At 72.9% G+C, this 22877-nt stretch carries 23 protein-coding genes; 7 read left to right on the forward strand and 16 right to left on the reverse strand.

The features are described from left to right. Positions 1-6: 6 nt before the first annotated feature. Positions 7-1212, forward strand: coding sequence for a DUF4032 domain-containing protein (locus HZF07_RS12055; protein ID WP_181645106.1), 1206 nt, complete (start codon positions 7-9; stop codon positions 1210-1212). Here HZF07_RS12055 and HZF07_RS12060 read toward each other — a convergent pair whose 3' ends face one another. The 9 genes from HZF07_RS12060 to cysS form a co-directional block, all read right to left on the reverse strand. Continuing rightward, positions 1213-1779: a hypothetical protein gene (locus HZF07_RS12060; RefSeq protein ID WP_157341904.1), complete on the reverse strand. Its 567-nt coding sequence runs from the start codon at positions 1777-1779 to the stop codon at positions 1213-1215. Continuing rightward, positions 1776-3443 carry a choice-of-anchor P family protein gene (locus HZF07_RS12065; RefSeq protein WP_157341906.1) on the reverse strand — a complete coding sequence of 556 codons (1668 nt, stop codon included), beginning with the start codon at positions 3441-3443 and terminating at the stop codon, positions 1776-1778. The genes HZF07_RS12060 and HZF07_RS12065 overlap by 4 nt, the downstream gene beginning before the upstream one ends. Continuing rightward, a complete protein-coding gene (locus HZF07_RS12070) occupies positions 3440-4147 on the reverse strand; it encodes an ABC transporter ATP-binding protein (protein WP_157341907.1) in 708 nt (235 codons plus the stop codon). The genes HZF07_RS12065 and HZF07_RS12070 overlap by 4 nt, the downstream gene beginning before the upstream one ends. After that, positions 4144-4911: an ABC transporter ATP-binding protein gene (locus tag HZF07_RS12075; RefSeq protein WP_157341909.1), complete on the reverse strand. Its 768-nt coding sequence runs from the start codon at positions 4909-4911 to the stop codon at positions 4144-4146. Before HZF07_RS12075 ends, HZF07_RS12070 begins: the two co-directional genes overlap by 4 nt. Further along, positions 4892-6850, reverse strand: coding sequence for a branched-chain amino acid ABC transporter permease (locus HZF07_RS12080; RefSeq protein ID WP_157341911.1), 1959 nt, complete (start codon positions 6848-6850; stop codon positions 4892-4894). Before HZF07_RS12080 ends, HZF07_RS12075 begins: the two co-directional genes overlap by 20 nt. Before the next feature lies 1 nt (position 6851). Further along, a complete protein-coding gene (locus HZF07_RS12085; protein ID WP_157341913.1) occupies positions 6852-8339 on the reverse strand; it encodes an ABC transporter substrate-binding protein in 1488 nt (495 codons plus the stop codon). 99 nt (positions 8340-8438) lie between these two features. Next, positions 8439-9926 (reverse strand): metallophosphoesterase, encoded by a 1488-nt coding sequence (locus HZF07_RS12090; RefSeq protein WP_157341915.1) that lies wholly within the window; start codon positions 9924-9926, stop codon positions 8439-8441. Between the two features lie 2 nt (positions 9927-9928). Then, positions 9929-10873 (reverse strand): 23S rRNA (guanosine(2251)-2'-O)-methyltransferase RlmB, encoded by a 945-nt coding sequence (gene rlmB, locus HZF07_RS12095; RefSeq protein WP_157341917.1) that lies wholly within the window; start codon positions 10871-10873, stop codon positions 9929-9931. Further along, complete coding sequence (gene cysS, locus HZF07_RS12100; RefSeq protein WP_181645107.1) at positions 10874-12259, reverse strand: cysteine--tRNA ligase; 1386 nt, start codon at positions 12257-12259, stop codon at positions 10874-10876. Between the two features lie 22 nt (positions 12260-12281). Between cysS and HZF07_RS24440 the strand changes: the two genes are divergently transcribed. Next, complete coding sequence (locus HZF07_RS24440) at positions 12282-13433, forward strand: peptidase C39 family protein (protein WP_157341919.1); 1152 nt, start codon at positions 12282-12284, stop codon at positions 13431-13433. A 140-nt stretch (positions 13434-13573) separates the two neighbouring features. Here HZF07_RS24440 and HZF07_RS12110 read toward each other — a convergent pair whose 3' ends face one another. Both HZF07_RS12110 and HZF07_RS12115 read right to left on the reverse strand, forming a co-directional pair. After that, a complete protein-coding gene (locus HZF07_RS12110) occupies positions 13574-14353 on the reverse strand; it encodes an SDR family NAD(P)-dependent oxidoreductase (protein WP_157341921.1) in 780 nt (259 codons plus the stop codon). Beyond that, complete coding sequence (locus HZF07_RS12115) at positions 14353-15921, reverse strand: molybdopterin-dependent oxidoreductase (protein WP_181645108.1); 1569 nt, start codon at positions 15919-15921, stop codon at positions 14353-14355. Before HZF07_RS12115 ends, HZF07_RS12110 begins: the two co-directional genes overlap by 1 nt. Before the next feature lie 36 nt (positions 15922-15957). Between HZF07_RS12115 and ispF the strand changes: the two genes are divergently transcribed. Continuing rightward, the gene (ispF, locus tag HZF07_RS12120; RefSeq protein WP_181645109.1) at positions 15958-16452 is read left to right on the forward strand and encodes a 2-C-methyl-D-erythritol 2,4-cyclodiphosphate synthase; all 495 of its coding nucleotides are present in this window, start codon (positions 15958-15960) and stop codon (positions 16450-16452) included. Here the strand turns inward: ispF and HZF07_RS12125 are convergent. Both HZF07_RS12125 and nirD read right to left on the reverse strand, forming a co-directional pair. Beyond that, positions 16449-17456 carry an IS481 family transposase gene (locus tag HZF07_RS12125; protein ID WP_181645110.1) on the reverse strand — a complete coding sequence of 336 codons (1008 nt, stop codon included), beginning with the start codon at positions 17454-17456 and terminating at the stop codon, positions 16449-16451. The genes ispF and HZF07_RS12125 overlap by 4 nt on opposite strands. A 138-nt stretch (positions 17457-17594) precedes the next feature. Next, positions 17595-17930, reverse strand: coding sequence for a nitrite reductase small subunit NirD (gene nirD / locus HZF07_RS12130; RefSeq protein ID WP_157341925.1), 336 nt, complete (start codon positions 17928-17930; stop codon positions 17595-17597). A gap of 69 nt (positions 17931-17999) precedes the next feature. Here nirD and HZF07_RS12135 point away from each other — a divergent pair, with 69 nt between their 5' ends. Further along, on the forward strand, positions 18000-18671 hold the full coding sequence (locus HZF07_RS12135) for an IspD/TarI family cytidylyltransferase (protein WP_181645111.1): 672 nt from the start codon (positions 18000-18002) through the stop codon (positions 18669-18671). Here HZF07_RS12135 and HZF07_RS12140 read toward each other — a convergent pair. Further along, the gene (locus tag HZF07_RS12140) at positions 18658-19212 is read right to left on the reverse strand and encodes a 2-C-methyl-D-erythritol 4-phosphate cytidylyltransferase (RefSeq protein WP_181645112.1); all 555 of its coding nucleotides are present in this window, start codon (positions 19210-19212) and stop codon (positions 18658-18660) included. The genes HZF07_RS12135 and HZF07_RS12140 overlap by 14 nt on opposite strands. Before the next feature lie 60 nt (positions 19213-19272). Then, positions 19273-19758: a CarD family transcriptional regulator gene (locus tag HZF07_RS12145; protein ID WP_157341927.1), complete on the reverse strand. Its 486-nt coding sequence runs from the start codon at positions 19756-19758 to the stop codon at positions 19273-19275. A 188-nt stretch (positions 19759-19946) separates the two neighbouring features. On the opposite strand from HZF07_RS12145, the gene HZF07_RS12150 reads away from it, so the two are divergent. From HZF07_RS12150 to HZF07_RS12160, 3 genes are all read left to right on the forward strand, one after another. Next, positions 19947-20720: a UbiA family prenyltransferase gene (locus HZF07_RS12150; RefSeq protein WP_157341929.1), complete on the forward strand. Its 774-nt coding sequence runs from the start codon at positions 19947-19949 to the stop codon at positions 20718-20720. Positions 20721-20812: 92 nt separating this feature from the next. Next, positions 20813-21367 (forward strand): hypothetical protein, encoded by a 555-nt coding sequence (locus HZF07_RS12155; RefSeq protein ID WP_157341931.1) that lies wholly within the window; start codon positions 20813-20815, stop codon positions 21365-21367. Positions 21368-21392: 25 nt separating this feature from the next. Next, positions 21393-22136: a phosphoglyceromutase gene (locus tag HZF07_RS12160; protein ID WP_157341933.1), complete on the forward strand. Its 744-nt coding sequence runs from the start codon at positions 21393-21395 to the stop codon at positions 22134-22136. A gap of 73 nt (positions 22137-22209) precedes the next feature. Here the strand turns inward: HZF07_RS12160 and phoU are convergent, their stop codons facing one another. Continuing rightward, a complete protein-coding gene (gene phoU, locus HZF07_RS12165; RefSeq protein ID WP_157341935.1) occupies positions 22210-22872 on the reverse strand; it encodes a phosphate signaling complex protein PhoU in 663 nt (220 codons plus the stop codon). Positions 22873-22877: the final 5 nt, after the last annotated feature.

The raw sequence follows: 22877 nt of genomic DNA on the forward strand, positions 1-22877 counted from the left end.
GAGGCCGTGGCCCTCCGCATCGTCGCCAACCGGCCGGACCCGGCGCTGCTCGGCCTGCCCTGGTCGACCCCGCTCGAGGAGTGGACCGAGCACGTGGTGCCGCTGCCCCGCGGCCTCTCGCGCCACGTCGTCCGCATCGTCCGCGTCGGCGGCCGCACCTACGCGGTCAAGGAGACGGTCGAGGACATCGCGTTCCGGGAGTACCGCCTGCTGCGCGACCTGCACCGGATCGGCCTCCCGGCCGTCGTCCCCCAGGGCGTCGTCTGCGGCCGCGTCGACGCCACCGGCGAGGAGCTGCCCGCCGCGCTCCTGACCGAGCACCTCCAGTTCTCGCTGCCCTACCGCAGCCTGTTCGCGCACGGCCTGACCGCCGACAACCTGCCCTCGCTCATCGACGCGATGGTCGTGCTGCTGGTGCGCCTGCACCTCGCCGACTTCTTCTGGGGCGACGTGTCGCTCTCCAACGTCCTCTTCCGGCGCAGCGCCGGAGGCTTCGCGGCCTACCTCGTCGACGCGGAGACCGGCGAGCTCAAGCCCTCGCTCTCCGACGGCCTGCGGCGGCACGACCTGACGGTCGCGACCGAGAACGTCTTCGCCGAGCTCCTCGACCTCCAGGCCAGCGACTCCCTCGACCACGAGGTCCGCGCGCACGACATCGTCGAGATGCTCCAGGAGCGCTACGACGCGCTGTGGTCGGAGCTCACCGACGCCGAGGAGTTCTCCACCCATGAGATGTGGCGCATCGAGCAGCGCGTGGAGCGGCTCAACGACCTCGGCTTCGACGTCGACGAGCTCGACATCGTCACCGACTGGGACGGCGAGCAGGTGCGGATCCAGCCGAAGGTGGTCGAGGCGGGCCACCACCAGCGCGAGCTCCAGGCGCTGACCGGCCTCAACGTCGAGGACGACCAGGCCCGGCGGATGCTCAACGACATCGCCACCTACACCGCCTCCCTCGACCTCGGCCGGGAGGACCGCAGCCTGGTCGCCAACCGGTGGCTCAGCGAGGTCTACGAGCCGCTGATCGCCATGGTGCCGGCCGAGGCGCGCGGCAAGCTCGAGCCGGCGGAGATCTTCCACGAGGTGCTCGTGCACCGGTGGTACCTCTCCGAGAACGCCGGGCGCGAGGTCTCGATCTTCGACACCGCCCGCGACTACATCGCCAACCACCTCCTGACGAGGCCGGACGAGACGGTCGCGTCCGACGACTGACTACGGCCGGCAGACCCGGCAGGCGGTCAGGTGCCCGTTGGCCTCCCCGACCGGGTGCAGGTCGGACCGGTGCGCGATCAGCGGGCAGTCGCGGCGGTGGATCGTGGTGCCCTCGCCCGCGGTCACCGGCAGCGCGGAGACGTCGACGCCGTCACTGGTCGACGCGGCCCGCGACGTCACGTCGGCGAGCACCAGCAGCGTGTCGGCCAGCCGGCGCTGCGACTCCTTGGCGTCGGCCGCCAGCCGGGCCAGCCACGCCCCGAAGTAGAGGAACCCGCCGGTGAACGTGAGCCCGAGGCCGAGCAGGCCGCCCGAGACCAGGTAGGACAGCTGGTCGTACTGGTAGGGCGTGTTGGCGGCGCCGTACCAGCCGAGCACGATGACGACCAGGCCCAGCGGGAGCAGGATCGCGCCCGCCCAGAACAGCACGAGCTGCAGGAGCTGGTAGTGGTTGTCCTTCAGCGGTGCGGCGCCGGAGCCGCGGCTGCCGGCCCGGGGCAGGCCCACGGTGAGCTGCTGGCCGGCCTGCTGGGGCGCAGCCGGCACGGAGGTCTGGATCGTCGTCATCGGGGAGCCTTTCGCAGGTCGGGCAGGCCGCTGTCGAGGCCGTGCATGCACGAGCCGGCGCCACCGAGGGCGATGACGCCGATCTTGCGCAGCCAGGTGCCGCCCGCGGCAGCGAGCGCGATGCCGCCGACCAGGAGCGCACCCGGCAGGGAGTAGAGCGGAGGGAGACCCGCGCCCGTGAGCTCGCTGGCCGGCAAGGCGTCCGCGGCGGCGGGAGCCGGAGCGCCCGCGTCCACGGGACCGGTCGCTGCCGGCGCACTGCCGGTCGGTACGCCGCCACCACCGCCGTCGGTGCCGGGCGACCCACCACCGCCCGAGTCGCCGGGCTTCTCCTCCGCCGCGTCGTCAGAGGGAGCGTCGTCGCCGGTCGGGAACGCGATGCCCTGCACGGTGTCGACCTTGGTGCTGGCCGTGCCGAGGGTCACCACGATCTTGGGCGCCAGGCCGGTCAAGGCCTGCAGCGCGCTCTTGAGCTCGGGCGGGTCGGACGGGAAGGCGGCGACGAGCGCGCCCACCGGCAGCGCGGCGAGCTGCTGCCTGAGCGTCTTGGCGTTGATCTCGAGGCGCAGCCCGGCGACCTGGTCGCTGGCCTTGTCGCCGTTGATGGTCTGCGCGGGCCTCGGCAGGGTCAGGGTGAGGCCGAGCTGCGCGAGCGCTGCGGTGAGCTCCGGCGGGAGCTCGGGCAGTGCCTGCTGCTGACCGGCGGCCTCGGCACCGGCCGGCCCCAGGGCGAACGTCTGGCCGGCCACCGTGATGCCGCCGAGGTGCACCGCCTCGGTGCTCGCTCCCGTCCGGCCGTCGCTCGTGCTGCGGCTGAGCGACGTCACGCCCTCGAGCACGACGAGGCCGCCGAGCAGGGACACGTTGCCGAGCGCGGACCGGGCGATGCTGGTGACCGACCCCGCGTCGGCGACGGTCCTGCTCGACGAGGTGTAGCCCTCGACGTCGACCAGCACGGCGAGCTGCGGCGGCAGGCCGGGCATCGAGCCGGTCGACGGCTGGTCGTCGTCGCCCTCCCCGGGCTCCTCCGACGACTCCTCGGCGGGCTCGGTGGGCGCCGGGGCGGCGAGCGGCAGGCCGCCGGTGATCACCTGGCCGAACGAGGTCAGCAGGTCCCCGCTGAGCGGCAGGCCGGGCAGACCCGCCGTACCGCCCTCCTCGGCCGCCGCGGGCGCCTCGCCGTCCTCTACCTGCGCGTCGGGCGAGAGGCCCACCTGCGCGACGGTCGTGTGCTTGCCCGCCTCGGTGCGCATGACGGTCCCGGGGAAGGGCTCGTCGCGCTGCTCGTCCGTGCCGGAGGGCTGGCTGGCGTTGACCTGCACGGGGTAGCCGTTCTCGCCGAGCTGCGGCGGCAGCCCGACCTGCTCGACGAAGGTCTTGAGCCCCTCGCCCACGGAGTCGCCGGGCCACAGCCAGCTGGCCCGCCCCTGCGAGCTGCCGGAGTCCGCCTCGACGGTCGAGTAGCCCAGCACGAGCTCGAGCTGCGGGTTCGCAGGGATCGGGATCGTCGGCTCGTAGATCTCGATCCGCACCGGCGCCGCGGTCGCGTCGGCGGTGTAGCCGCTGAAGGCCCGCGGCGCTGCCTCCTCCGCGGCGGTCGGCGATACCGGGAGCAGGGCACCGACGACGGCGGCCGCGGAGAGGGGAACGAGACAACGCTTCATGCTGCGCCTCCGAGGATGACGTCGGACATCGAGTCGAGGACCTCGGTGGGCTCGCCGGTCGCGACGACCCGGCCACCCACCATGACCGCTGCGTAGTCGGAGACCCGCAGCGCCGTGCGCGCGAACTGCTCGATGCACAGGATCGAGACACCGCTGGCGGCGATCTGCGCGACGGTGTCGTAGAGCTCGTCGACGATCAGCGGCGCGAGGCCCATCGACAGCTCGTCCAGCAGCAGCAGCGCGGGGTCGGAGGCGAGTGCCCGCGACATCGCCAGCATCTGCTGCTCGCCGCCGGACATCGTGCCGGCGAGCTGGTGCCGGCGCTGGTGCAGCCGCGGGAAGTAGGAGTACGCCGTGTCGAGGACCGCGTCGACCCCGACGCCGGCGTAGGACATCAGCGTGAGGTTCTCCTCGACCGTGAGGTTGGGGAAGACCGAGCGTCCCTCCGGGATCGTGCACAGTCCGAGCCGGGCCAGCTCCTCCGGCGACGCGCCCTGCACGTGCACGCCGCCGAGGTGGATGTCGCCGGAGGTCGCGCGGTGCTGGCCGCTGACGACCTTGACCAGGGTGGACTTGCCGGCGCCGTTGGGGCCGAGCAGCGCGACCACGGCGCCGCGCGGCACCACGAGGTCGACGCCGCGCAGCACCTCGATGCGGCCGTACGCCGCGTGCACCCCCACCACCTCGAGGATCGGGACGCTCATGGTGCCACCTGCTCGAGATCGATCTCCTGGGTGACGTCGTCGTCGGCGTAGCCCAGGTAGGCCCGCTGCACCTCCGGGTCGGTGCGGATCAGCGCCGGCGGCCCGGACGCGATCACCCGGCCGAAGTCGAGCACGTGGATGTCGTCGCAGACCGTCATCACGAGCGCCATGTCGTGCTCGACCATCACGATGCCGCGCCCCTCGGCGGCGAGCTCGGCGAGCAGCGCGCCGAAGGCCGCCGTCTCTGACTCGTCGAGGCCGGAGGACGGCTCGTCGAGGAGCAGCAGCTTCGGGTCGCCGGCCAGGCAGCGGGCCAGCTCCAGCAGCCGCGCGGTGCCCGTGGGGATCGAGTCGGCACGCTCGTCGGCGTACGCGAGGATGCCGACCCGATCCAGCAGTGCGTCCACGTCGGCGCCGGCGGGCCGGAGCAGGCCGGCCGGGCCGCGGTGGATGTCCTGGGCGACGCGGACGTTGTCGCGCACGGTCAGCGACCCGAACGCCTCCAGCCGCTGGAAGGTCCGACCCATCCCCCGGCGGGCGCGCCGGTGGACCGGCAGCCGGGTGATCCGCCGGTCAGCGAAGCGCACCGCGCCGTGCTGGGGTCGCTGGAGCCCGGTGATCACGTTGAAGCACGTCGTCTTGCCTGCCCCGTTGGGGCCGATCAGTCCGGTGATCCGGCCGGCCTCCGCCGCGAAGGACGCGTGGTCGACCGCGGTCACCCCGCCGAACCGGACCACGACGTCGTCAACCTCGAGCAGCGGCATGCGCGCCCACCTCCGTCAGCGGGACCTCGGAGTCCTCGTCGACCGCCACGCGGTCGGCGGGCAGCGGCAGCAGCGGTACGGCGGAGCGCACCCGGTCGCCGAACCGCCGGTCGAGCAGGTGGCCGAGCCGGAAGAGCTGGTTGGCCAGGCCGTTGGGGTCGCGACCGAGGGCGACGGCGCCGAAGCCGAGCACCGCGAACACGACACCGGCGAGCTCGGGGCGGTAGCTCTGCAGCACCGGCAGCAGCATCAGCCCGATGCCGCCCATCGCGGCGCCGGTGACCGATGTGACGCCGCAGACGACGGCGAGCAGCAGCAGGGGCAGGCTGTTGAAGAGCTGGAAGTCGGCGGCGCCGATCGTCCCGCGCAGCCCGGCGAACAGCGCACCGGCCAGGCCGGCCATCCCGGCGGACAGGCCGAAGAGCGCGACCCGGAACCACCGCATGTCGAGCCCGAGGGTCCCGCACGCGGCCGGGCTGTCGCGCATCGCGATCAGCACCCGGCCGAGGACGCCGCGGCGCAGCACCAGGAGCCCGACCGCCATCAGCACGAAGAAGGCCGCCATCACCAGCACGTAGCCGCCGAGCGAGTCGAAGCGGTGCCCGAGCACCGAGAGCCGCTCGGCCGGCAGCGTGCCGTTGAAGCCGAACGCGAAGTCGGCCTGGAAGACCAGCTTGTCCATGAGCACGCCGAAGGCCAGCGTCGACAGGGCGAGGTAGAGCCCGGTCAACCGCAGGACCGGGATCGCGACCAGGGCGCCGACCAGGCCGGCGATGAGCGCGGCCAGGAGCAGCCCGTAGAGGTTCGGCTCGTCGAGCTTGGCGTAGGCGAGCGCACCGACGCCGGCGAACGTGAACTGCGCGAGGGAGACGTGGCCGCCGTACCCGGTCAACAGCACGAGCGAGAGCATCACCATGGCGTACGTCGCGGCGGTGCCGACGAGCAGGAGGTTGGCGTTGGACATGCCGACCGCCAGCAGGGCGACGAGGACCAGCAGCGCGGCGCCACCCACGCCCGACCGCACGAGCGACGGCACGGGCGCGCTGACGATGCCCTTGACCTGGCCGATCCGGAGCTGGGCCTGGGGCATGACCACGATGACCGCGAAGAGGAACAGGGCGGGCACCACGGCCCGGAGCCCGGCGAGGTTGCCGTCGGTGGGCAGGTAGGCGACCGCGAACGACTGCAGGATGCCGAGTCCCATCGCGCCGACGAAGGTCAGCGGCAGGCTCTTGAGGCGGCCCAGCATCGCGGCGGCGTAGGCGTTGATCACCAGGAGCGTGAGGTCGTAGTAGGAGAGCCCGATCACCGGGGTGAGCAGGATCCCGGCCAGCGCTGCGAGCGAGACGCCGATCGCCCACGCCAGCGAGGCGACCCGGTCGGGGTTGCCGCCGAAGAGCCGCAGCAGCACCGGGTTGTCGACCGAGGCGCGCATCGCCGTACCGATCCGGGTGCGGTTGAGCAGCAGGTAGAGCGCGGCCGCGACCACCGCGGACAGCAGGATCGTGATGAGCTGGTGGGCCGTCACGTAGGTGCCGCCGATCTCGACGCCCCGGTCGGGCAGGAACGGCGGCAGCGTGCGCGGCTCGGGCGGCCAGATGTACTGCGCGAGGCCGATCAGGCCGACGAACAGCCCGACCGTCACGACGAGCGAGACGCTGACCGGCCCCTCGCCGAGCCCGCGGGTGACGAACCGCTGCACGAACCACCCCGTGGCCGGCGCGATGACACCCAGCACCAGCACCAGCGAGAGCCAGGTCGGCATCCCCTGGCGCTGGCTGAGGTCCCAGAACGTGAACGCCATGACCATGCCGAAGGCGCCGTGGGCGATGTTGAAGACCCGGGTCGTCGTGTAGGTGAGCACCAGCCCGCTGGCCGCGATGGCGTACGCCGCGCCCGTGAAGAGGCCCAGGATCGTGAACGAGAGCAGCGTGGACATGTCAGCTCCCGCTCAGCAGGGCGCCGCACATGTAGTCGCCGGGCGAGACCTGCGACCACGCGCCGCCGTTGAGCTGGAAGACCGCGCCGCAGGTGGCGGTGGTCTTCGCGCCGACCTGTTGCGGCACGTGCAGCCCGTTGCCGGTCCAGTCCTTGACCTTGCTCATCGCCGTCACGAGGTTGGCGCGGTCGAGCTGGCCGCCGAGCGCCACCGCCTGCTCGACGAAGAGACGGGCGGCGGACCAGGCGTACAGGCCGAAGAAGTTGGGGGTCGCGCCCGGCTTCACCTGGTCGAGCCAGGCGCGGTAGAGCGCCATCTCCTTGATCGCGGTGTTGTCGAAGAGCGCCGTGGTGGACCAGGAGTAGACGCCGTTGCCGTTGTCGCCCGCCTCCTGCACGAAGCGGTCGTCGTAGATCGTCGCGTCCTGGACGAAGGCGTCGGGCTTGAAGCCCTGCTGCTGCATGGCGTCGAGCAGCTTCGCGGTGTTCTGGTAGGGGCCGGTGTAGGTGACGAGCTTGATGCCCTTGTCCTTCATCTGCTGGACGTAGGGCGCGTAGTTGAACTCCGCCACGTCGATGCCCTGGAAGTAGTCGACCTTCCACCCGGCCTTCGCGTAGGCGTTCTTGAAGAACTGCGCGTTCGTGGCCGCCGCGCCGGCGTTGATGTAGAGCACCGCCGCGTGCTGCGCGGCGTCAGGGAACTTCTCCGCGAACCAGCGCGGCATCGCGCCGTTGACCTGGGACGGGTCGACCGACTGCGCGGCGAAGCAGGTCGCGCAGTCACGCCGCTCCGGCGTCGTGGTCGTCGACCGGATGTCGGGCAGGCCGCAGGACTGCGCCGTGCCGGCGCCACCGGAGTCGAAGGCGCCCATGGAGCCGACCGCGGCGAACGCCTCGTCGCACGCCTTGGTGTAGGCCTGCTGGTCGGCGCCGGCGTCGGCGCGGCTGTCGAGCAGCTCGACGCTCAGCTTGCGGCCACAGATGTCGTTGGTGGAGTTGAAGTACTCGACGTACGCGCGGGTCGCCTGCTGCGCGGACTCGAAGATGCCCGGCACCGGCCCGGAGATGTCGGCGACGTTGGCGAGCGTGATGGTGTCGTCGGTGATGCCGGTCTGGTTCTTGAAGCCGTCGCAGCTGCCGGCCTCGACCGTGCCGGCCGCGGCGTTCTCGCCGCTGCCCTGCGCGGCGGTGCCGCCGCCCCCGCCGGAGCCGCGGCCGCCGCTGCTGCCGGACCCACCCGTCGAGCCGGAGCTCCCGGCGGACCCCGTGCCGGTGCTGCTGCCCGTGCTCCCGGAGCCGCCGGTCGTGCCGCTGCCGCCCGTGCTGCCCCCGCCGGCCGTCGAGCCGGCCGGGAGCGCGCCGCCGCCGGTGAGTCCGCCGCCACCACCGCCGCCGGCCTGGGCGACCGTCTCCGGCTCGAGCCGGGAGCCGCATGCCGCCAGGGCGAGGCAGAGCGCCGCCGTCGCGGAGAGCGTCAGGAACCTGCGCATGGGGTTGTGCCTCCCGGGCCACCTAGAACACGTATCAGTTCCGTCAACGACGCCATCGGCGGAAGGTGACGCAGGACACGCAAGGCGTGGCAGTGCGGTTCAGACCAGTGGCACCCAGTCCCCGACCTCGAAGACGCCGTTGGGCTGGAGGGTGACCCACTGGATGCCCGTGGGTCGGCCGTCGCGGTAGGTCACCAGGCTGACGTCGGCGTTGCGACGCGGCTTGCTGCCGACGGCGATCGCGTACGCCGCGCCGCCCGTCGTACCCGTCGTGTAGGCGTAGCCGGACTCGCCGTTGTCGCCCACCACCTCGGCCGGAGCGACCCGGACGTGGAGGTGCCCGCCGAGCACCAGGTCGGCGCAGCCGCGCTCGAGCGCGGGGCGGCCCAGGTTGACGTCGTGCACCAGGATCGTGCTCACCCGGTCCTCGCTGTCGCAGGCGGCCTCCGCGATCCGGTCCGCGACCTCGTCGAAGGACAGGCCGGACTCGTCGCGCCACGAGCCGAGCCCGCTCGAGCGCGGGTCGCCGACGCCGAGCAGCGTGCTCCCGCCCGGGCCGTCGACGATCTCGCCGTCGAGCATCGTCCAGCCCGCGTCGGCGAGGTGGTCGTGCACGAAGTCGCCGTGGTCGTGGTTGCCGGTGACGCCCCACCGGTCGAAGCCCTCGAACGCCTTGCTGAGCGAGTCGAGCGAGAACGCCTCCCAGGTCCTGCCGGTGGAGGTGTCGTCACCACCGTCGAAGACGGCCGTCGCACCCGCGGCATCGGCGATCGCGCGGGCCACCGGGTCCATGCCGATGTTGTCGTGCCGGTCCGAGACGAACGCGACGACGGTGTCCCCGTCCTCGGGGACGCGGAGGTCGAGGTCGGCCGCACGCTCGGCCGCGGTCGCGTAGAACGCCTTGCTCTTGTCGTAGGTGTCGACCGCGCTCGTGATCAGCCGCCGGGTCTGCCCAGTGAGCACGTCGCCCCGCACCTCGACGTCGTCGAGATCCTCCGGCACCGGCACCGCCGGCCCGAGGAACTCCGACAGCGCGACCCAGTCGCCCTCGTCCTCCCGCGGCCGTGGGTCCGACCACGGCTGCCACAGGCAGACCCCGAGGACGACGACGACGCCGACGGCGACGAGCGCCTGCGCGGGTCCGAGCCGGTCCCGCAGCTCACGGCGCCGCCGCCGGCCGAGCAGCAGCCACACTCCGACGGGGAGCAGGGCGACGACCGCGCCACGGACGGCCGCGTCGCGGAGCATGTCCTCGATCGCCCCGGTCACGATGGCGACCTGGCCCTCCGGCTGGCCGGCGATGTAGCCGTAGCGACGCACGAGCTCGTCGGTCGAGGTGGCGTCGGTCTTCTCCAGCCGGATCTCGACACCGAGGCGCCGGCCCGTGTCGACCCGCACGTCGGGCAGCACCGGGCCGGTCTCGACCACGGCGTGCCCGGTCATCGTCGGCGCCACGACCGCGTCGTGGCTGGCCAGGTCGATGGAGCGGCTGCTCGAGAAGAACAGCACCGCGGTCACCGCGACGGCGCCGAGCAGCCAGGCCCCGGCGTACGCCAGGACCCGCAGCGCTACTCGCCCGGTCGGCACAGTCAGCGACGCGCCTCCGAGATGGCGTAGAGCGCCACGGACGCGGCGACACCGGCGTTGAGCGACTCGAGGTGGTTGGCCATCGGGATCGACACCAGCTGGTCGCAGGTCTCGGCGACCAGGCGCGAGAGCCCGTCGCCCTCGGAGCCGACCACGAGCACGAGCGGTCCGGTCGCCAGGTCGAGGTCGGGCAGGCTGACCTCGCCGTCGGCGGCCAGGCCGACGACCATGCAGCCCGCCTGCTGGTAGGCCTTGAGCTGCCGGGTCAGGTTGACGGTCTGCGCGACCGGGATGCGGGCCGCGGCACCGGCGCTGGTCTTCCACGCGGCGGCGGTCATCCCGGCCGCCCGGCGCTCGGGGATCACCACACCGTGCGCGCCGAAGCCGGCGGCGCTGCGGATGATCGCGCCGAGGTTGCGCGGGTCGGTCACGTGGTCGACGGCGACGATGAGCGGCTGCTCGGCGTTGACGGCGGCCACGTCGATCAGGTCGTCGGCGTGGGCGTACTCGTACGCCGGGATGCGCGCGGCCAGGCCCTGGTGGACGCCCGCGCCGACCATCCGGTCCATCTCGGACTTGGTGACCTCGAGCAGCTTGATGCCCTTGTCGGCCGCGAGCTGGAAGGCCTCCCGCAGCCGGTTGTCGCGCTCGGCGCCCTCGGAGACGTACAGCGCGTTGACCGGCACGCCCTCGCGCAGCGACTCGACGACGGGGTTGCGGCCGATGATCCACTCGGCGTCGCCGGACGTACGCCGCTTCGGCTTGGTGGCGGCGGCCTTCTCGGCGCGCTTCGCGACCTTGTGGGCCTTGTGGTACTCGCGGTCCTTGGCCTTCGGCGTCGGGCCCTTGCCCTCGAGGCCCCGCTTGACGCGGCCACCCGACCCGGCGGTCGGGTTGCCCTTGCCGGACTTCTTGATCGCGCCCTTGCGCTGTGAGTTGCCTGCCATCTACTTCGTTCCTGCTTCCAGTGACCACTTGGGTCCGTCGGGGGTGTCCTCGACCTCGATGCCGGCGGCCTTGATCCGGTCGCGGATCGCATCGGCGGTGGAGAAGTCCTTGTTGGCCCGGGCCTCGGCGCGCTGCTCGAGCAGCCCGGCGAGCAGCGTGTCGACGGCGTCGGTCAACCGCTGGTCGTCGGCGCGGGCGCCCCAGGCCGGGTCGGCGGGGTGCAGTCCGAGCACGTCGAGCATGGCCAGCACCTGGGCGGCGTACGGCGCCGGGTCGTCGGCCTTGTTGCCGTCGCGCACGGTGTCGTAGATGACGGCGACGGCGGCGGGCGTGCCGAGGTCGTCGTCCATCGCCGCGACGAACGCGGCCGGCAGCTCGCCCGGCGCGACCTCGCCGGCCCGCTCGAGGAAGCCCTCGATCCGGCGGAAGCCCGCGGCCGCCTCGTCCAGCGCCTCGAAGCTGAACTCGACGTGGCTGCGGTAGTGGGCGGCCACGACGTAGAAGCGCAGCTCGATGCCGCGGTACCTCTCCAGCACCGACGGGATCGTCAGCGAGTTGCCGAGGGACTTGCTCATCTTCTCGCCGGCGGTGGTGATCCACGCGTTGTGCATCCAGTACGACGCGAACGGGTGGCCCGCCGCGCGGGACTGGGCCTGCTCGTTCTCGTGGTGCGGGAAGCGCAGGTCGACGCCACCGCCGTGGATGTCGAACGCCGACCCGAGGTACTTGCCGGCCATCGCCGAGCACTCGATGTGCCAGCCGGGCCGGCCGCGGCCCCACGGGCTCGGCCACGACGCGGTCTCCGGCTCGGACTGCTTGCGGCCCTTCCAGAGCGCGAAGTCGCGAGGGTCGCGCTTGCCGCGCGGGTCGGCGTCCTCGGCGGCCTCCATGTCGTCGACCTGCTGGCGCGTCAGCTCGCCGTACGACGGCCACGAGCGCACGTCGAAGTAGACGTCGCCCGAGCCGTCGGCGGCGGGATAGGCGTGGCCCTTCTCGATCAACGTCTCGATCAGCTCGAGCATCTCCGGCACGTGGCCGGTCGCGAGCGGCTCGTAGGTCGGCGGCGCGACGTTGAGCGCTGCGTAGGCCTTGGCGAGCTCGCGCTGCATCACGGCCGCGTGGGCGTACCAGGGCCGGCCGAGGCTCTCGGCCTTCGCGAGGATCTTGTCGTCGATGTCGGTGACGTTGCGGATGAACGTGACGTCGTAGCCGGTGTGGCGCAGCCAGCGCTGGAGCACGTCGAAGTTGACGGCCGAGCGGACGTGGCCGACGTGCGGCTCGGACTGGACGGTGAGACCGCAGACGTAGATGCCCGCCTTCCCCTCCTCGAGGGGAACGAAGTCACGGACTTCGCGGGTCGCGGTGTCGTACAGCCTGAAGGTCACCCGTGAAGTCTAGGGTTTGTGGGTGCGCCGCCCGACATTCGCGATCTTCGCCTGTGCCCTGCTGACATCCCTCCTGGCGGCGCCCCCCGCCGGCGCGGCTCCCGCCCGCCAGATCTCCTACCAGACCTGGGACCTGCCGAGCGCGCAGCGGACGCTCCCGACTGGGGTCGACCGGCGCTCGTGGACGTCTCCGTGGGCGACGCCCGGCTTCGCGCTCACCCGGCTGGTCGCGTCGTGGGAGGCACGCACCCCGGGGCGCAGCCGCGTGCGCATCGACGTGCGGGGCAAGGCCGGCGCGTCCACCTCGAGCTGGGACACGCTGGCCGTCTGGGCGCAGGGTGACCGCCACTTCAAGCGGACGACGCGGGGCGAGCAGGCCGACGACCTCGGCTCCGTCAGCGTCGACACCTGGGTCGTGCCCGACGGCGTGACGTCCTACCAGCTGCGGGTCACGCTGCTGCGGCGGGCCGGCCAGAAGGCGTCGCCCCGGGTCGACACCGTCGGCGCGATGTCCTCGCTGCTGCCGTCGGTCTCGTCGGTGCCGACGTCGAAGCCGGGCGTGGCCCGCGGCGTCGTGCTCGACGTGCCGGCGTACTCGCAGATGGTGCACCGCGGCCACTACCCCGAGTACGGCGCCGGCGGCGAGGCGTGGTGCTCGCCGACCTCCACCGCGATGGTGCTCGGCTACTACGACGCGCTGCCCGGCGCCGCGGCGTACTCCTGGGTGCCGGCGGGGCACCCGGACCCGTGGGTCGACCACGTCGCCCGGATGACCTACGACTACGCCTACGAGGGCACCGGCAACTGGCCGTTCAACACCGCGTACGCCGCCACCCGCGTCGACCACGCCTTCGTGACCCGGCTGCGGTCGCTGCGCGAGGCGGAGGAGCTGGTCCGGGCCGGGATCCCCGTCGTCGCGTCGATCGCGTTCGACCCCGGCGGGCTGACCGGCGCACCCATCGGGTCGACCGACGGGCACCTGCTGGTGATCGTCGGCTTCACCGCCGACGGCGACGTGGTCGTCAACGACCCGGCGGCCGCCACCGACGCCGAGGTGCGGCGCACCTACGACCGCGGCGAGTTCGAGAACGCGTGGATCCCGACCTCCGGCGGCACGGTCTACGTCATCGCCGACGCCGCCCACCCGCTGCCGGCCGGGCACACCAACTGGTGAGGCACCGGGCGACCCGCCGTCGTTTCATCAAGGGATGAGGGTGAAGCAGCGCTTCCCTCGACGAACTCGCCAGGGAAAGCGCGGTTTCGACGTCATCCCTTGATGAAACCGCAGGCGGCCACAACTCAAGCACAGCCGGCTCAGGCGCCGTAGCCGCCGTCGACGTCCAGCTTCTGCCCGGACACGAACCCGGCCCGGTCGGACGCGAGGAAGCAGACCGCCTCGGCGACGTCGTGGGCGGTGCCGAAGCGGCGCAGCGGGATGTTGCGCCGGGTGACGGCGAGCGCCTCGTCCGAGAGCTCGCCGGAGTCGATCAGCCGGGCGGCCATGCCGTCGGTGAGCATGCCGGGACCGACGGCGTTGACGCGGACGCCGTACCGGCCCTCCTCGGCGGCGAGCGCCCTGACCATCGCCTCGACGGCGGCCTTGGGCGCCGACGAGAGCCCGTCGCGCACCGGGAAGCGCGTCGTCGCAGCGGTCGTGACCGCGACGATCGAGCCCTGGCTCGCGCGCAGGTGGCGCAGGGCCGGCCGCACGACGGCGAAGAAGCCCGCGGCGTCGGCCGCGAGCTGGGCGGCCATCTCCTCGGGCTCGACGGCGGAGAGGTGGGTCATCGGCACGTGCGGCCCGGCCGCGTGCACGAGCGTGTGGATGCCGCCGTGCGCCGCGACGACGTCGGCCACCACGCGGGCGGCGGCCTCGGCGGCGTCGGGGGCCGCGAGGTCGAGGGCGTGGGCGGATGCGTGGCGGCCCCACTCCCGGGCCGCCTCGACGACCGCGTTGCCGGCGTCCGGCCGGGTGCGGTAGGTGACGGCGACGTCGGACCCGCGGGTGGCCAGCATCCGGCTGATCGCCAGACCGATGCCGCCGCTGCCGCCCACCACCAACGCGGCGCCCTCGCTGTCGCGGAAGTCGTCCATCACCCCTCCTCGTCCTCGTCGGGCTCCACCGCGGTGACCTTGATCCGGTGCCACCCGGTCGCGCCGTCCGGCACCGTGCCGTGCTCCTCGCCGGTCTGGGTCTCGCCGTGGGCGTCGATGGCCCGGACGGCGAGCACGTGGTCGCCCGGCGCGAGGTCGAGCGTCGCGGCCCACTGCACCCACGTGTCCGAGCTGGGCACGGTCCCGAGGGCGGCGCGCTGCCAGGGCCCGTCGTCCACCGACACCTCGACCGCCTGGATCCCCGTGTGCTGCGCCCAGGCCACGCCCGCGACCCGGGCGCCACCCGTGGCGATCTCGCCACCGCCGCGCGGCACGTCGATGCGGGACGCGATCTTGACCGGCCCCTTCTCGGCCCAGCCGCGCTGCGTCCAGTAGGCCTCGATGTCGGCGAAGCGGGTGACCTCGATGTCCACCACCCACTTGCAGGCGGACACGTAGCCGTAGAGCCCCGGCACGATCGTGCGCACGGGGAAGCCGTGCTCGATCGGCAGCGGCCGGCCGTTCATCGCGACGGCGAGCATCGCGTCGCGGCTGTCGGTGAGCACGCTGAGCGGGGTGCCGCAGGTCCAGCCGTCCTCCGACGTCTGCAGCACAGCGTCCGCGCCCGGCTGCACCCCCGCCTCCTCGAGCAGGTCGGCGAGCCGGACCCCGCTCCACCAGGCGTTGCCGATCAGGTCGCCACCGACCTCGTTGGAGACGCAGTTGAGCGTGATCCAGGCCTGGGTCATCCGCCGATTGATGAGCTGCTGGTAGGTCAGCACGACCTCGCGCTCGACCAGCCCATGGATGCGGACGCGCCAGTCGACGGGCTCGATGGCCGGCACCACGAACGCCGTGTCGATCCGGTAGAAGTCCTCCGCCCGGGTGGCCCAGGGCGTGATCCCCTCGACGTCGAGGCGTACGCCGGGGGGCAGCGTCGGCTCCGTGACGCCGGGGAGCCGCAGCAGCCTGCGCGCCTCCTCGACGTGCCGCCGGCCGCGGCCGACGACCCGGCCCACGCCGCCGGCGGCGACGCTGGCGCCCAGGATCAGGCCGGCGCGCAGCAGGAAGGTGCGCCGGGTGTGCTCGGTCCCCGCCGGCGGGGCCGACCCCGGGGCCGGCTCGGGGGCCGCCGCCAGCCGGCGCAGCGGCTCGGTCAGCAGCGAGAGGCAGACCAGCCAGGTCGCGAACCCGACCGCCACCGGCAGCAGGTCGATCGTCGCACCCCGCGGCTGCCACCGCACCGCGGCCGCGCCGACCAGCGCGAGCACGCCGTACACGATCACCGGCGCCCACCACGACCGCCGCGCCAGCAGCCCCGCCCAGGCGAACGCGGCCCCGGCCCCGAGCAGGATCACCAGCAGCAGGAACGGCTTGTCCCAGTGGCCGAGGACCTTGATCGCGCGCTCGACCACCGGCCCGGGCGTGAGCCGGATGATCCGCTCGGCGATGGCCGTGACCGGGGCGTCGCGGGTCGTCAGCACCATCGCCATGCAGTAGCTGGCGGCCAGGCCGGCGTACCCGGCGATCAGGCCGGCGACCGACCAACCGGCCCGGGAGCTCCTCACGCGCCCGATTGTGGCGCAGTCCGGCATGATCGGGCTGTGCAGCCCCTCCCCCGTGTCGGCATCGGCACCGACGTCCACCGCCTCGTCGACGGCGCGCCGCTCCACCTCGGGGGTCTCGCCTGGCCCGGCGAGCCGCAGGGCCTGGAGGGGCACTCCGACGCCGACGTGGCCGCACACGCCGCGTGCGACGCGCTGCTCTCGGCGGCCGGTCTCGGCGACCTCGGCTCCCACTTCGGCACCTCCGAGCCGCAGTGGGCCGGCGCCGCCGGCGCGACCCTGCTCGCCGAGTCCGCGGCCCGGGTGCGCGCGGCCGGGTTCGTCGTGGGCAACGTCGCGATCCAGGTGGTCGGCAACCGACCGCGCCTCGGCCCGCGCCGCGCGGAGGCGGAGGCCGCGCTCTCCGCCGCCGTCGGGGCGCCGGTGAGCATCTCCGCCACCACGACCGACGGCCTCGGCCTCACCGGCCGCGGCGAGGGCGTCGCGGCGATCGCGACCGCCGTCGTCTGGAGCGCTCCCGAGCCGACGACCTAGCTGTACTGATCGGTGAGGTTGGTCAACCTGGTGATGGGTGCTGACCCGCCGATCGCGGTGTGGGGCCTGTGGTGGTTGTACTCGTGGAGCCATCCTGCCAGCGCGGCTCGGCGGGCGTTCTCGGAGCGGTAGAGCTTCTTGAAGGCCCAGCCGTGGGCCAGGGTGCGGTGGAAGCGCTCGATCTTGCCGTTGGTCTGGGGTCGGTAGGGCCGGGTGCGCTTGGGTGTGATGCCGAGATCGGTGCAGGTATCGCGCCACAGGAACGACCGGTAGCAGCCGCCGTTGTCGGTCAGCACCCGTTCGACGCTCACGCCGCGCACGGCGAACCAGACCACCGCGCGGGTCAGGACGGCGGCTGCGGTGGCTGCGGTCTCGTCGTCGTGACACTCGGCGTAGGCCAGGCGGGTGTAGTCGTCGATGACGGTGTGCACGAAACAGGTCCCGACCTTGGGGTGGTACTTGCGTGCCTTGATCCCGGTCCGGTCGCGGGTGGCTTGGCGGTTGTGGGCGCCTTGATGCTTGCCCACGTAGCGCCATCCGCCGCCGTCGGGGATGTTGCCGAGCTTCTTGACGTCTTGGTGCAGCAGCGAGCCGGGGTGGTCGTGCTCGTAGCGTCGGATCGGTTCCCCGGTGGCTCGGTCGACGTGGGTGAGCCGGTTGATCCGGCACCGCACCAGCACCTTGTGCACCGTGGACGGGGCGAGGCTCACCTGGTCGGCGATCTGGACCGGCCCGAGACGCTGCTTCCAGCGCAGGTGCACGATCTTGCGGACCACCGGTTGTGGAGTCGCGCGCGGTGAGTGGTGAGGCCGCGAGGATGCGTCGTTCATGCCGGCCTCGCCGAGTCGTCGGTACCGCTCGGCCCACCGCTTCGCGGTCGGCCAGGACACGTCGTAGCGTTCCGCGGCGCGAGCGATCGGCCAGCCGTCCTCGACGATCAGGCGCGCGAGCCGCAGGCGGGCGCGAGGCGTCAGAGCCGCGTTGACATGGGTAGCGTGGGACACGAAGACCTCCAGGGTTGTGGAAGCGGTTCTTAGACAGCTCCACTCCACGCCCGGAGGTCTTCGCCTTCCAAGCTCATTCAGATCGTGTCGTCACACGATCTCGACCAACGTGCCCGATCAGTACACCTAGCCGACGACCTAGCCGACGACGACTCGGCGCGGCCCGACCATCACCATGCCGTCGTCCACGCGCACGTCGTAGGCCGGCACGGTGACGTGCGGGTCGTCCAGGCAGCGGCCGGTGCGCAGGTCGAAGGCGTGCTTGTGCAGCACCGAGGCGACGAACGGCACGCCGTCGCGGACCCCGACGATGCCCTTGGCGAGCACGGAGGCGTGGGCGAACGGGTCGTGGTTGCCCAGCGCGTAGACCTCGTCGTCCTCGGTCCGGAAGATCGCCAGCGCCTGCCCGTGCACCAGCGCCGTCGCCCCGCGGGCGACGTCCAGCTCGGTGACACGGCAGACCGGTTGCCACATGACGAGCAACGTAGGCGCGTCGTGTCACGCCGCTGCTTCGCCGTGTGACGGCCGTGTAAAACTCACCCGGTGCCCGCCGCCGTCGTGATCCTCGCCGCCGGGGCCGGCGCCCGCGTCGGCGCCGGCTCCAACAAGGTCCTGCTCCCGCTCGGCGACCGCCCGGTGCTGGCGTGGTCGGTGCGCGACGCGCTCGCCGCGGCCGACGTACGACGGGTGCTCGTCGTCGTCCGGGCCGGCGAGGCCGACGCGGTCGGCGAGGCCCTGGCGCCGGTCCTCGGCGACGCCGAGGTCGGCATCGTCGAGGGCGGCGCGACCCGGCACGCCTCCGAGTGGTCCGCCCTCCAGGCGCTCGCCCCCGAGATCGACGCCGGCGCGGTCGACGTCGTGGCGATCCACGACGGCGCCCGGCCGCTGGCGGGCACCGCCCTGTTCGAGTCGACGATCGCGGCCGCGCGGGAGACCGGCGGCGCCATCCCCGGCGTGCGGCTCCCCGGGCTGCTCGCCCTCGACGGCCGGGCGCTGCCCGCGGAGCTCGACGGGGTGCAGACCCCACAGGCCTTCCGCGCACCCGACCTGCTCGCGGCGTACGCCGCGGCGGCCGCCGACGGCTTCGACGGCACCGATACCGCCGCCTGCTGGTCGCGCTACAGCGACCTGCCCGTGGCGGCCGTGCCGAGCAGCGCGACGAACCTGAAGATCACCTTCCCCGAGGACCTCGAGCTCGCGCTCAGGCTCGGGTGAGCTCCGCCAGCAGCCGCACGTCGTCCTCAGAGCCGACCCGGCGCGCGGACGGGGGTGCCTCGACGAGCTCGACCGGGAAGCGGCGGCGCAGCTCGGTCACGAGCTCCACGAAGTCCGTCGCAGGGGGCTCCTGCAGCTGCTCGAGCACCGCGGGCGGCAGCACGATCGGCGAGGCGACCGCGACCAGTCCCTCGCGGTCGACCGTCTCGCCGACGACGCCGCCCTCGACCACCTTGACCGTGTCGGTCACCGGCCGCACCCCGACCACGACGCAGGCGTGCTCGACGGCGCGCTCGACGCAGGTGGCGATGAAGTCGGGCGGGGTCATCGGGCACAGCGGGTCGTGCAGCACGAACGGCTCTCCGGCCTCGGCCACCGCGCGCCACGGCGTACCAGTGTCGACCGGCGTCACCCCCGCCTCACCGAGCGCCCAGGCGGCGGCCGCCACCAGCGCCTCGCCGTGGATGAGCGCGTACGGCAGCCGGCCGCGACCCTCGTCCACGACCGTGCCCAGCGCGGGCGTCGGCTCGTCGTCGTCCACGGCACCGACCCTAAATGCAACGTGGCCCCCGGCAGAGCCGGGGGCCACGTCGTCGAGACTTCAGGACGCGAGCACCTCGTCGAGGAGTGCCTCGGCCTTGTCCTCGTTGGTGTGCTCGGCGAGCGCGAGCTCGGACACCAGGATCTGGCGGGCCTTCGCGAGCATCCGCTTCTCCCCGGCCGAGAGGCCGCGGTCGCGCTCCCGGCGCCACAGGTCGCGGACGACCTCGGCCACCTTCATCACATCGCCGCTGTGCAGCTTCTCGAGGTTCGCCTTGTAGCGACGCGACCAGTTGGTCGGCTCCTCGACGTGCGCCGCGCGGAGGATGTCGAACACACGGTCGAGACCCTCCTTGTCGACGACGTCCCGGACGCCCACGAGGTCGAGGTTGCACGCCGGCACGCGGACCACGAGGTCCTGCTGTGCGACGATCCGGAGAACGAGGTACTGCCTGTCTTCTCCCTTGATGGTCCGCATCTCGATGTCTTCGATGACTGCGGCTCCGTGGTTCGGGTAAACAACCGTTTCGCCGACGGTGAAAGTCATATGTCAGGTACCCCTTCCTAGGTGTCGAGTCTAACACGCCTCCGAAGCAGCCCCCGCATCGTTTGCGCAGGTCAGGGGCACTATGCGGTCTTGACAGATCGCTGGTCGATGTGGTGGCGGGGGCCCGGGCCGCGCTCGTCGGAGCCGGATCAGGCATACCTCGGGCGCCTGTGGTCGATACTGCGGGCATGTCGTCCACGGCCACCGCAACCGACCCGCCGCCGAGCGCCGGACGGCGCGGGGAGCGGCGCCGCGCGCTCGCCCACACCACCCCGGTGCTCCTCGCGCGCGCGGCGCACCCGCGGCAGGGACTGCTGACCGCAGCCGGGCTCGCCGCCGCGGCCGCGATCGCCGGCCGCCCGGGTCGCGAGGTCGGCCTGGTCCTCGCGACGGTGCTGGTCGGGCAGACCGTCCTCGGCTGGCACAACGACATCGTCGACCGCCGGCGCGACGGGCGCCGACTGCCGAGCGGCAAGCCGATCGCCGACGGCTACCTCGAGGTCGGGACGGCCTGGTTCGCGCTCGCCTGCGCGCTGCTGCTCCTGGTGCCGGTGGCGATCTCCAACGGCGTGGTCGCCGGCTCGCTCTACCTGGTCTCCGTGACGATCGGGCTGATCGGCAACGTCGCGCTGCGCCGGTCCTGGCTCTCGTGGGTGCCGTGGGCGGCGTCGTACGCGCTCTACCCGGCCTTCCTCTCGTACGGCGGCTGGGGCGGCCAGACGACCGGCAACCCGCCCGAGCCGGCCCTGGTCGCGCTCGCCGCCGCGGTCGGCGTCGGCGTGCACTTCCTGTGCGCGCTGCCCGGCCTGGTCGCCGACCACGAGGACGGCTTCCGGCACCTGCCCCTCCGGGTCGCCCTCAAGGTCGGCGCGACCCGCGTGCTCGTGCTGTCGCTCGCCTGGACCCTCCTCGCGCTGGTCGCGATGCTGATCGTGGGCGACGCCGTGGGCCTCAGCCGCTAGCGCGGCGGCCGAGCGGGTGACCGGCCGCATCGGGCCGGCGCGCTGCCGCTAGGCTGTGCGGGCACCCGTCCTAGCACAGTGAAGGCCGTGAAATGCCGCTTCGTCGCCCCGCTCGCCTGCTCGCCGCAGGCGCGCTCGTCCTCGCCGCGCCCGCACTGACGTCCTGCGGCTTCGACTACGCGACCGACCGGGTCTACACCCCCGGCGTCGGCACCAACGACCGCAGCCAGACCGTCGACGTCCTGGGCGCCGTCGTCGTGAGCGCCGAGGACGGCTCCGGGACCCTGGTCGCGACGTTCGTCAACAACGACAACGAGGCCGACGCCACGATCACCGACGTCGCTGGCGCCGGCGACGACGCCGAGCTGACCGTCGAGGGCTTCAGCACGATCACCGTGCCGGCCAACGGCCTGGTCAACCTCGCCGACGCCGAGACGCCGATCACGGTGTCCGGCGACTTCGACTCCGGTGCCTTCCTGACGCTGCAGTTCACCTTCGGCGACGGCAGCACGGTCGAGCAGGACGTGCCGACCGTCCCCGACTGCTACGAGTACGCCGGGCTCGACGAGTCCGCCGACACCCCGACCCCGGCCGACGAGTGCGAGCCGCAGGCCCCGGTCGGCGAGGTCGAGTCCGCCGAGCACTGACACCACCGCTCCCGGGAGGGATCCGATGACCTACACGCTGGTCCTGCTCCGCCACGGCGAGAGCGAGTGGAACGCCAAGAACCTCTTCACCGGGTGGGTCGACGTCCCGCTCAACGACAAGGGCCGTGCCGAGGGCATCCGCGCCGGCGAGCTGATCCGCGACGCCGGCGTCCTGCCCGACGTCGTGCACACCTCGCTGCTGCGACGCGCGATCAACACCGCGACCGCCGCCCTCGACGTCGCCGACCGGCACTGGATCCCGGTCAAGCGGTCCTGGCGGCTCAACGAGCGCCACTACGGCGCGCTCCAGGGCAAGAACAAGAAGGAAACGCTCGAGGCCTACGGCGAGGAGCAGTTCATGCTCTGGCGCCGGTCCTTCGACGTACCCCCGCCGCCGATCGACGACGACGACCCGTGGTCCCAGGCGGGCGACCCGCGCTACGCCGACCTCGGCGACGAGCTGCCCCGCACCGAGTGCCTGAAGGACGTCATCGCCCGCTTCCTGCCCTACTGGGAGTCCGCGATCGTCCCCGACCTGAGGGCCGGCCAGACCGTCCTCGTCGCCGCCCACGGCAACAGCCTGCGCGCGCTGGTCAAGCACCTCGACGGCATCAGCGACGCCGACATCGCCGGGCTCAACATCCCGACCGGCATGCCGCTCGTCTACGAGCTCGACGACGACCTCCAGCCCACCGTTCCCGGGGGCCGCTACCTCGACCCCGAGGCCGCGGCCGAGGCCGCCGCGGCCGTCGCCAACCAGGGCCGCTGAGCGATAGCCACAGACGTTCTGGTCGTTCCCGACGTCCGGGAGCGACCAGACCGTCGCTGGCTATCGTCGAGGGTCAGGCGGGGGCGTCGACCGAGCGGGGGTGCTCGCCGGTGACGACGAAGACCACCCGGTTGGCGACCGAGACGGCGTGGTCGGCGATCCGCTCGTAGTAGCGACCGAGGAGCGCGACGTCGACGGCAGCCTCGACGCCGTGGCTCCAGTCGTTGGAGAGCAGCGACGCGAAGCTGTCGCGGCGCAGGGTGTCCATCTCCTCGTCGACGTGCACGAGCGCGAGGGCGTCCTCGACGTTGCGGTCGGCGATGATCTTGCCGACCCGCATCACCATGTCCTCGGCGACCTGGGCCATGCGCTCGACGGTCGGGCGGATCTCGGCCGGTACGGCGACGTTGGGCACCCGCAGGCGGGCGATCTTGGCGACGTGCACGGACAGGTCGCCCATCCGCTCCAGGTCGCTGACCATCCGCAGCGCCGCGACGACGGTGCGCAGGTCGCTGGCGACCGGCTGCTGCAGCGACAGCAGCAGGAACGCGGAGTCCTCCACCCGCTCGCGCGCCCGGTCGATCTCGACGTCGGCGCTGATCACCGCCTCGGCGGTCGTCGGGTCACCGGTCAGCAGCGCCTCGGTCGCCAACCGCACCGCGGTCTCGACACTGCCGCAGATGGCGGTCAGGTCGTCGAAGATGGCATCGAGCTGTTCGTGGAAGGCCTCTCGCATGGCGG

Origin of the sequence: Nocardioides agri, assembly GCF_013778305.1 — a bacterium.
Classification (GTDB): Bacteria; Actinomycetota; Actinomycetes; order Propionibacteriales; family Nocardioidaceae; genus Nocardioides; species Nocardioides agri.

Excerpts from the sequence above, each read along its gene's own strand:
- HZF07_RS12060 (WP_157341904.1), bottom strand. The coding sequence starts at position 1,779 with ATGACGACGATCCAGACCTCCGTGCCGGCTGCGCCCCAGCAGGCCGGC.
- HZF07_RS12065 (WP_157341906.1), bottom strand. The coding sequence starts at position 3,443 with ATGAAGCGTTGTCTCGTTCCCCTCTCCGCGGCCGCCGTCGTCGGTGCC.
- HZF07_RS12070 (WP_157341907.1), bottom strand. The coding sequence starts at position 4,147 with ATGAGCGTCCCGATCCTCGAGGTGGTGGGGGTGCACGCGGCGTACGGC.
- HZF07_RS12075 (WP_157341909.1), bottom strand. The coding sequence starts at position 4,911 with ATGCCGCTGCTCGAGGTTGACGACGTCGTGGTCCGGTTCGGCGGGGTG.
- HZF07_RS12080 (WP_157341911.1), bottom strand. The coding sequence starts at position 6,850 with ATGTCCACGCTGCTCTCGTTCACGATCCTGGGCCTCTTCACGGGCGCG.
- HZF07_RS12085 (WP_157341913.1), bottom strand. The coding sequence starts at position 8,339 with ATGCGCAGGTTCCTGACGCTCTCCGCGACGGCGGCGCTCTGCCTCGCC.
- rlmB (WP_157341917.1), bottom strand. The coding sequence starts at position 10,873 with ATGGCAGGCAACTCACAGCGCAAGGGCGCGATCAAGAAGTCCGGCAAG.
- HZF07_RS12110 (WP_157341921.1), bottom strand. The coding sequence starts at position 14,353 with ATGGACGACTTCCGCGACAGCGAGGGCGCCGCGTTGGTGGTGGGCGGC.
- nirD (WP_157341925.1), bottom strand. The coding sequence starts at position 17,930 with ATGTGGCAACCGGTCTGCCGTGTCACCGAGCTGGACGTCGCCCGCGGG.
- HZF07_RS12145 (WP_157341927.1), bottom strand. The coding sequence starts at position 19,758 with ATGACTTTCACCGTCGGCGAAACGGTTGTTTACCCGAACCACGGAGCC.
- HZF07_RS12150 (WP_157341929.1), top strand. The coding sequence starts at position 19,947 with ATGTCGTCCACGGCCACCGCAACCGACCCGCCGCCGAGCGCCGGACGG.
- HZF07_RS12155 (WP_157341931.1), top strand. The coding sequence starts at position 20,813 with ATGCCGCTTCGTCGCCCCGCTCGCCTGCTCGCCGCAGGCGCGCTCGTC.
- HZF07_RS12160 (WP_157341933.1), top strand. The coding sequence starts at position 21,393 with ATGACCTACACGCTGGTCCTGCTCCGCCACGGCGAGAGCGAGTGGAAC.
- phoU (WP_157341935.1), bottom strand. The coding sequence starts at position 22,872 with ATGCGAGAGGCCTTCCACGAACAGCTCGATGCCATCTTCGACGACCTG.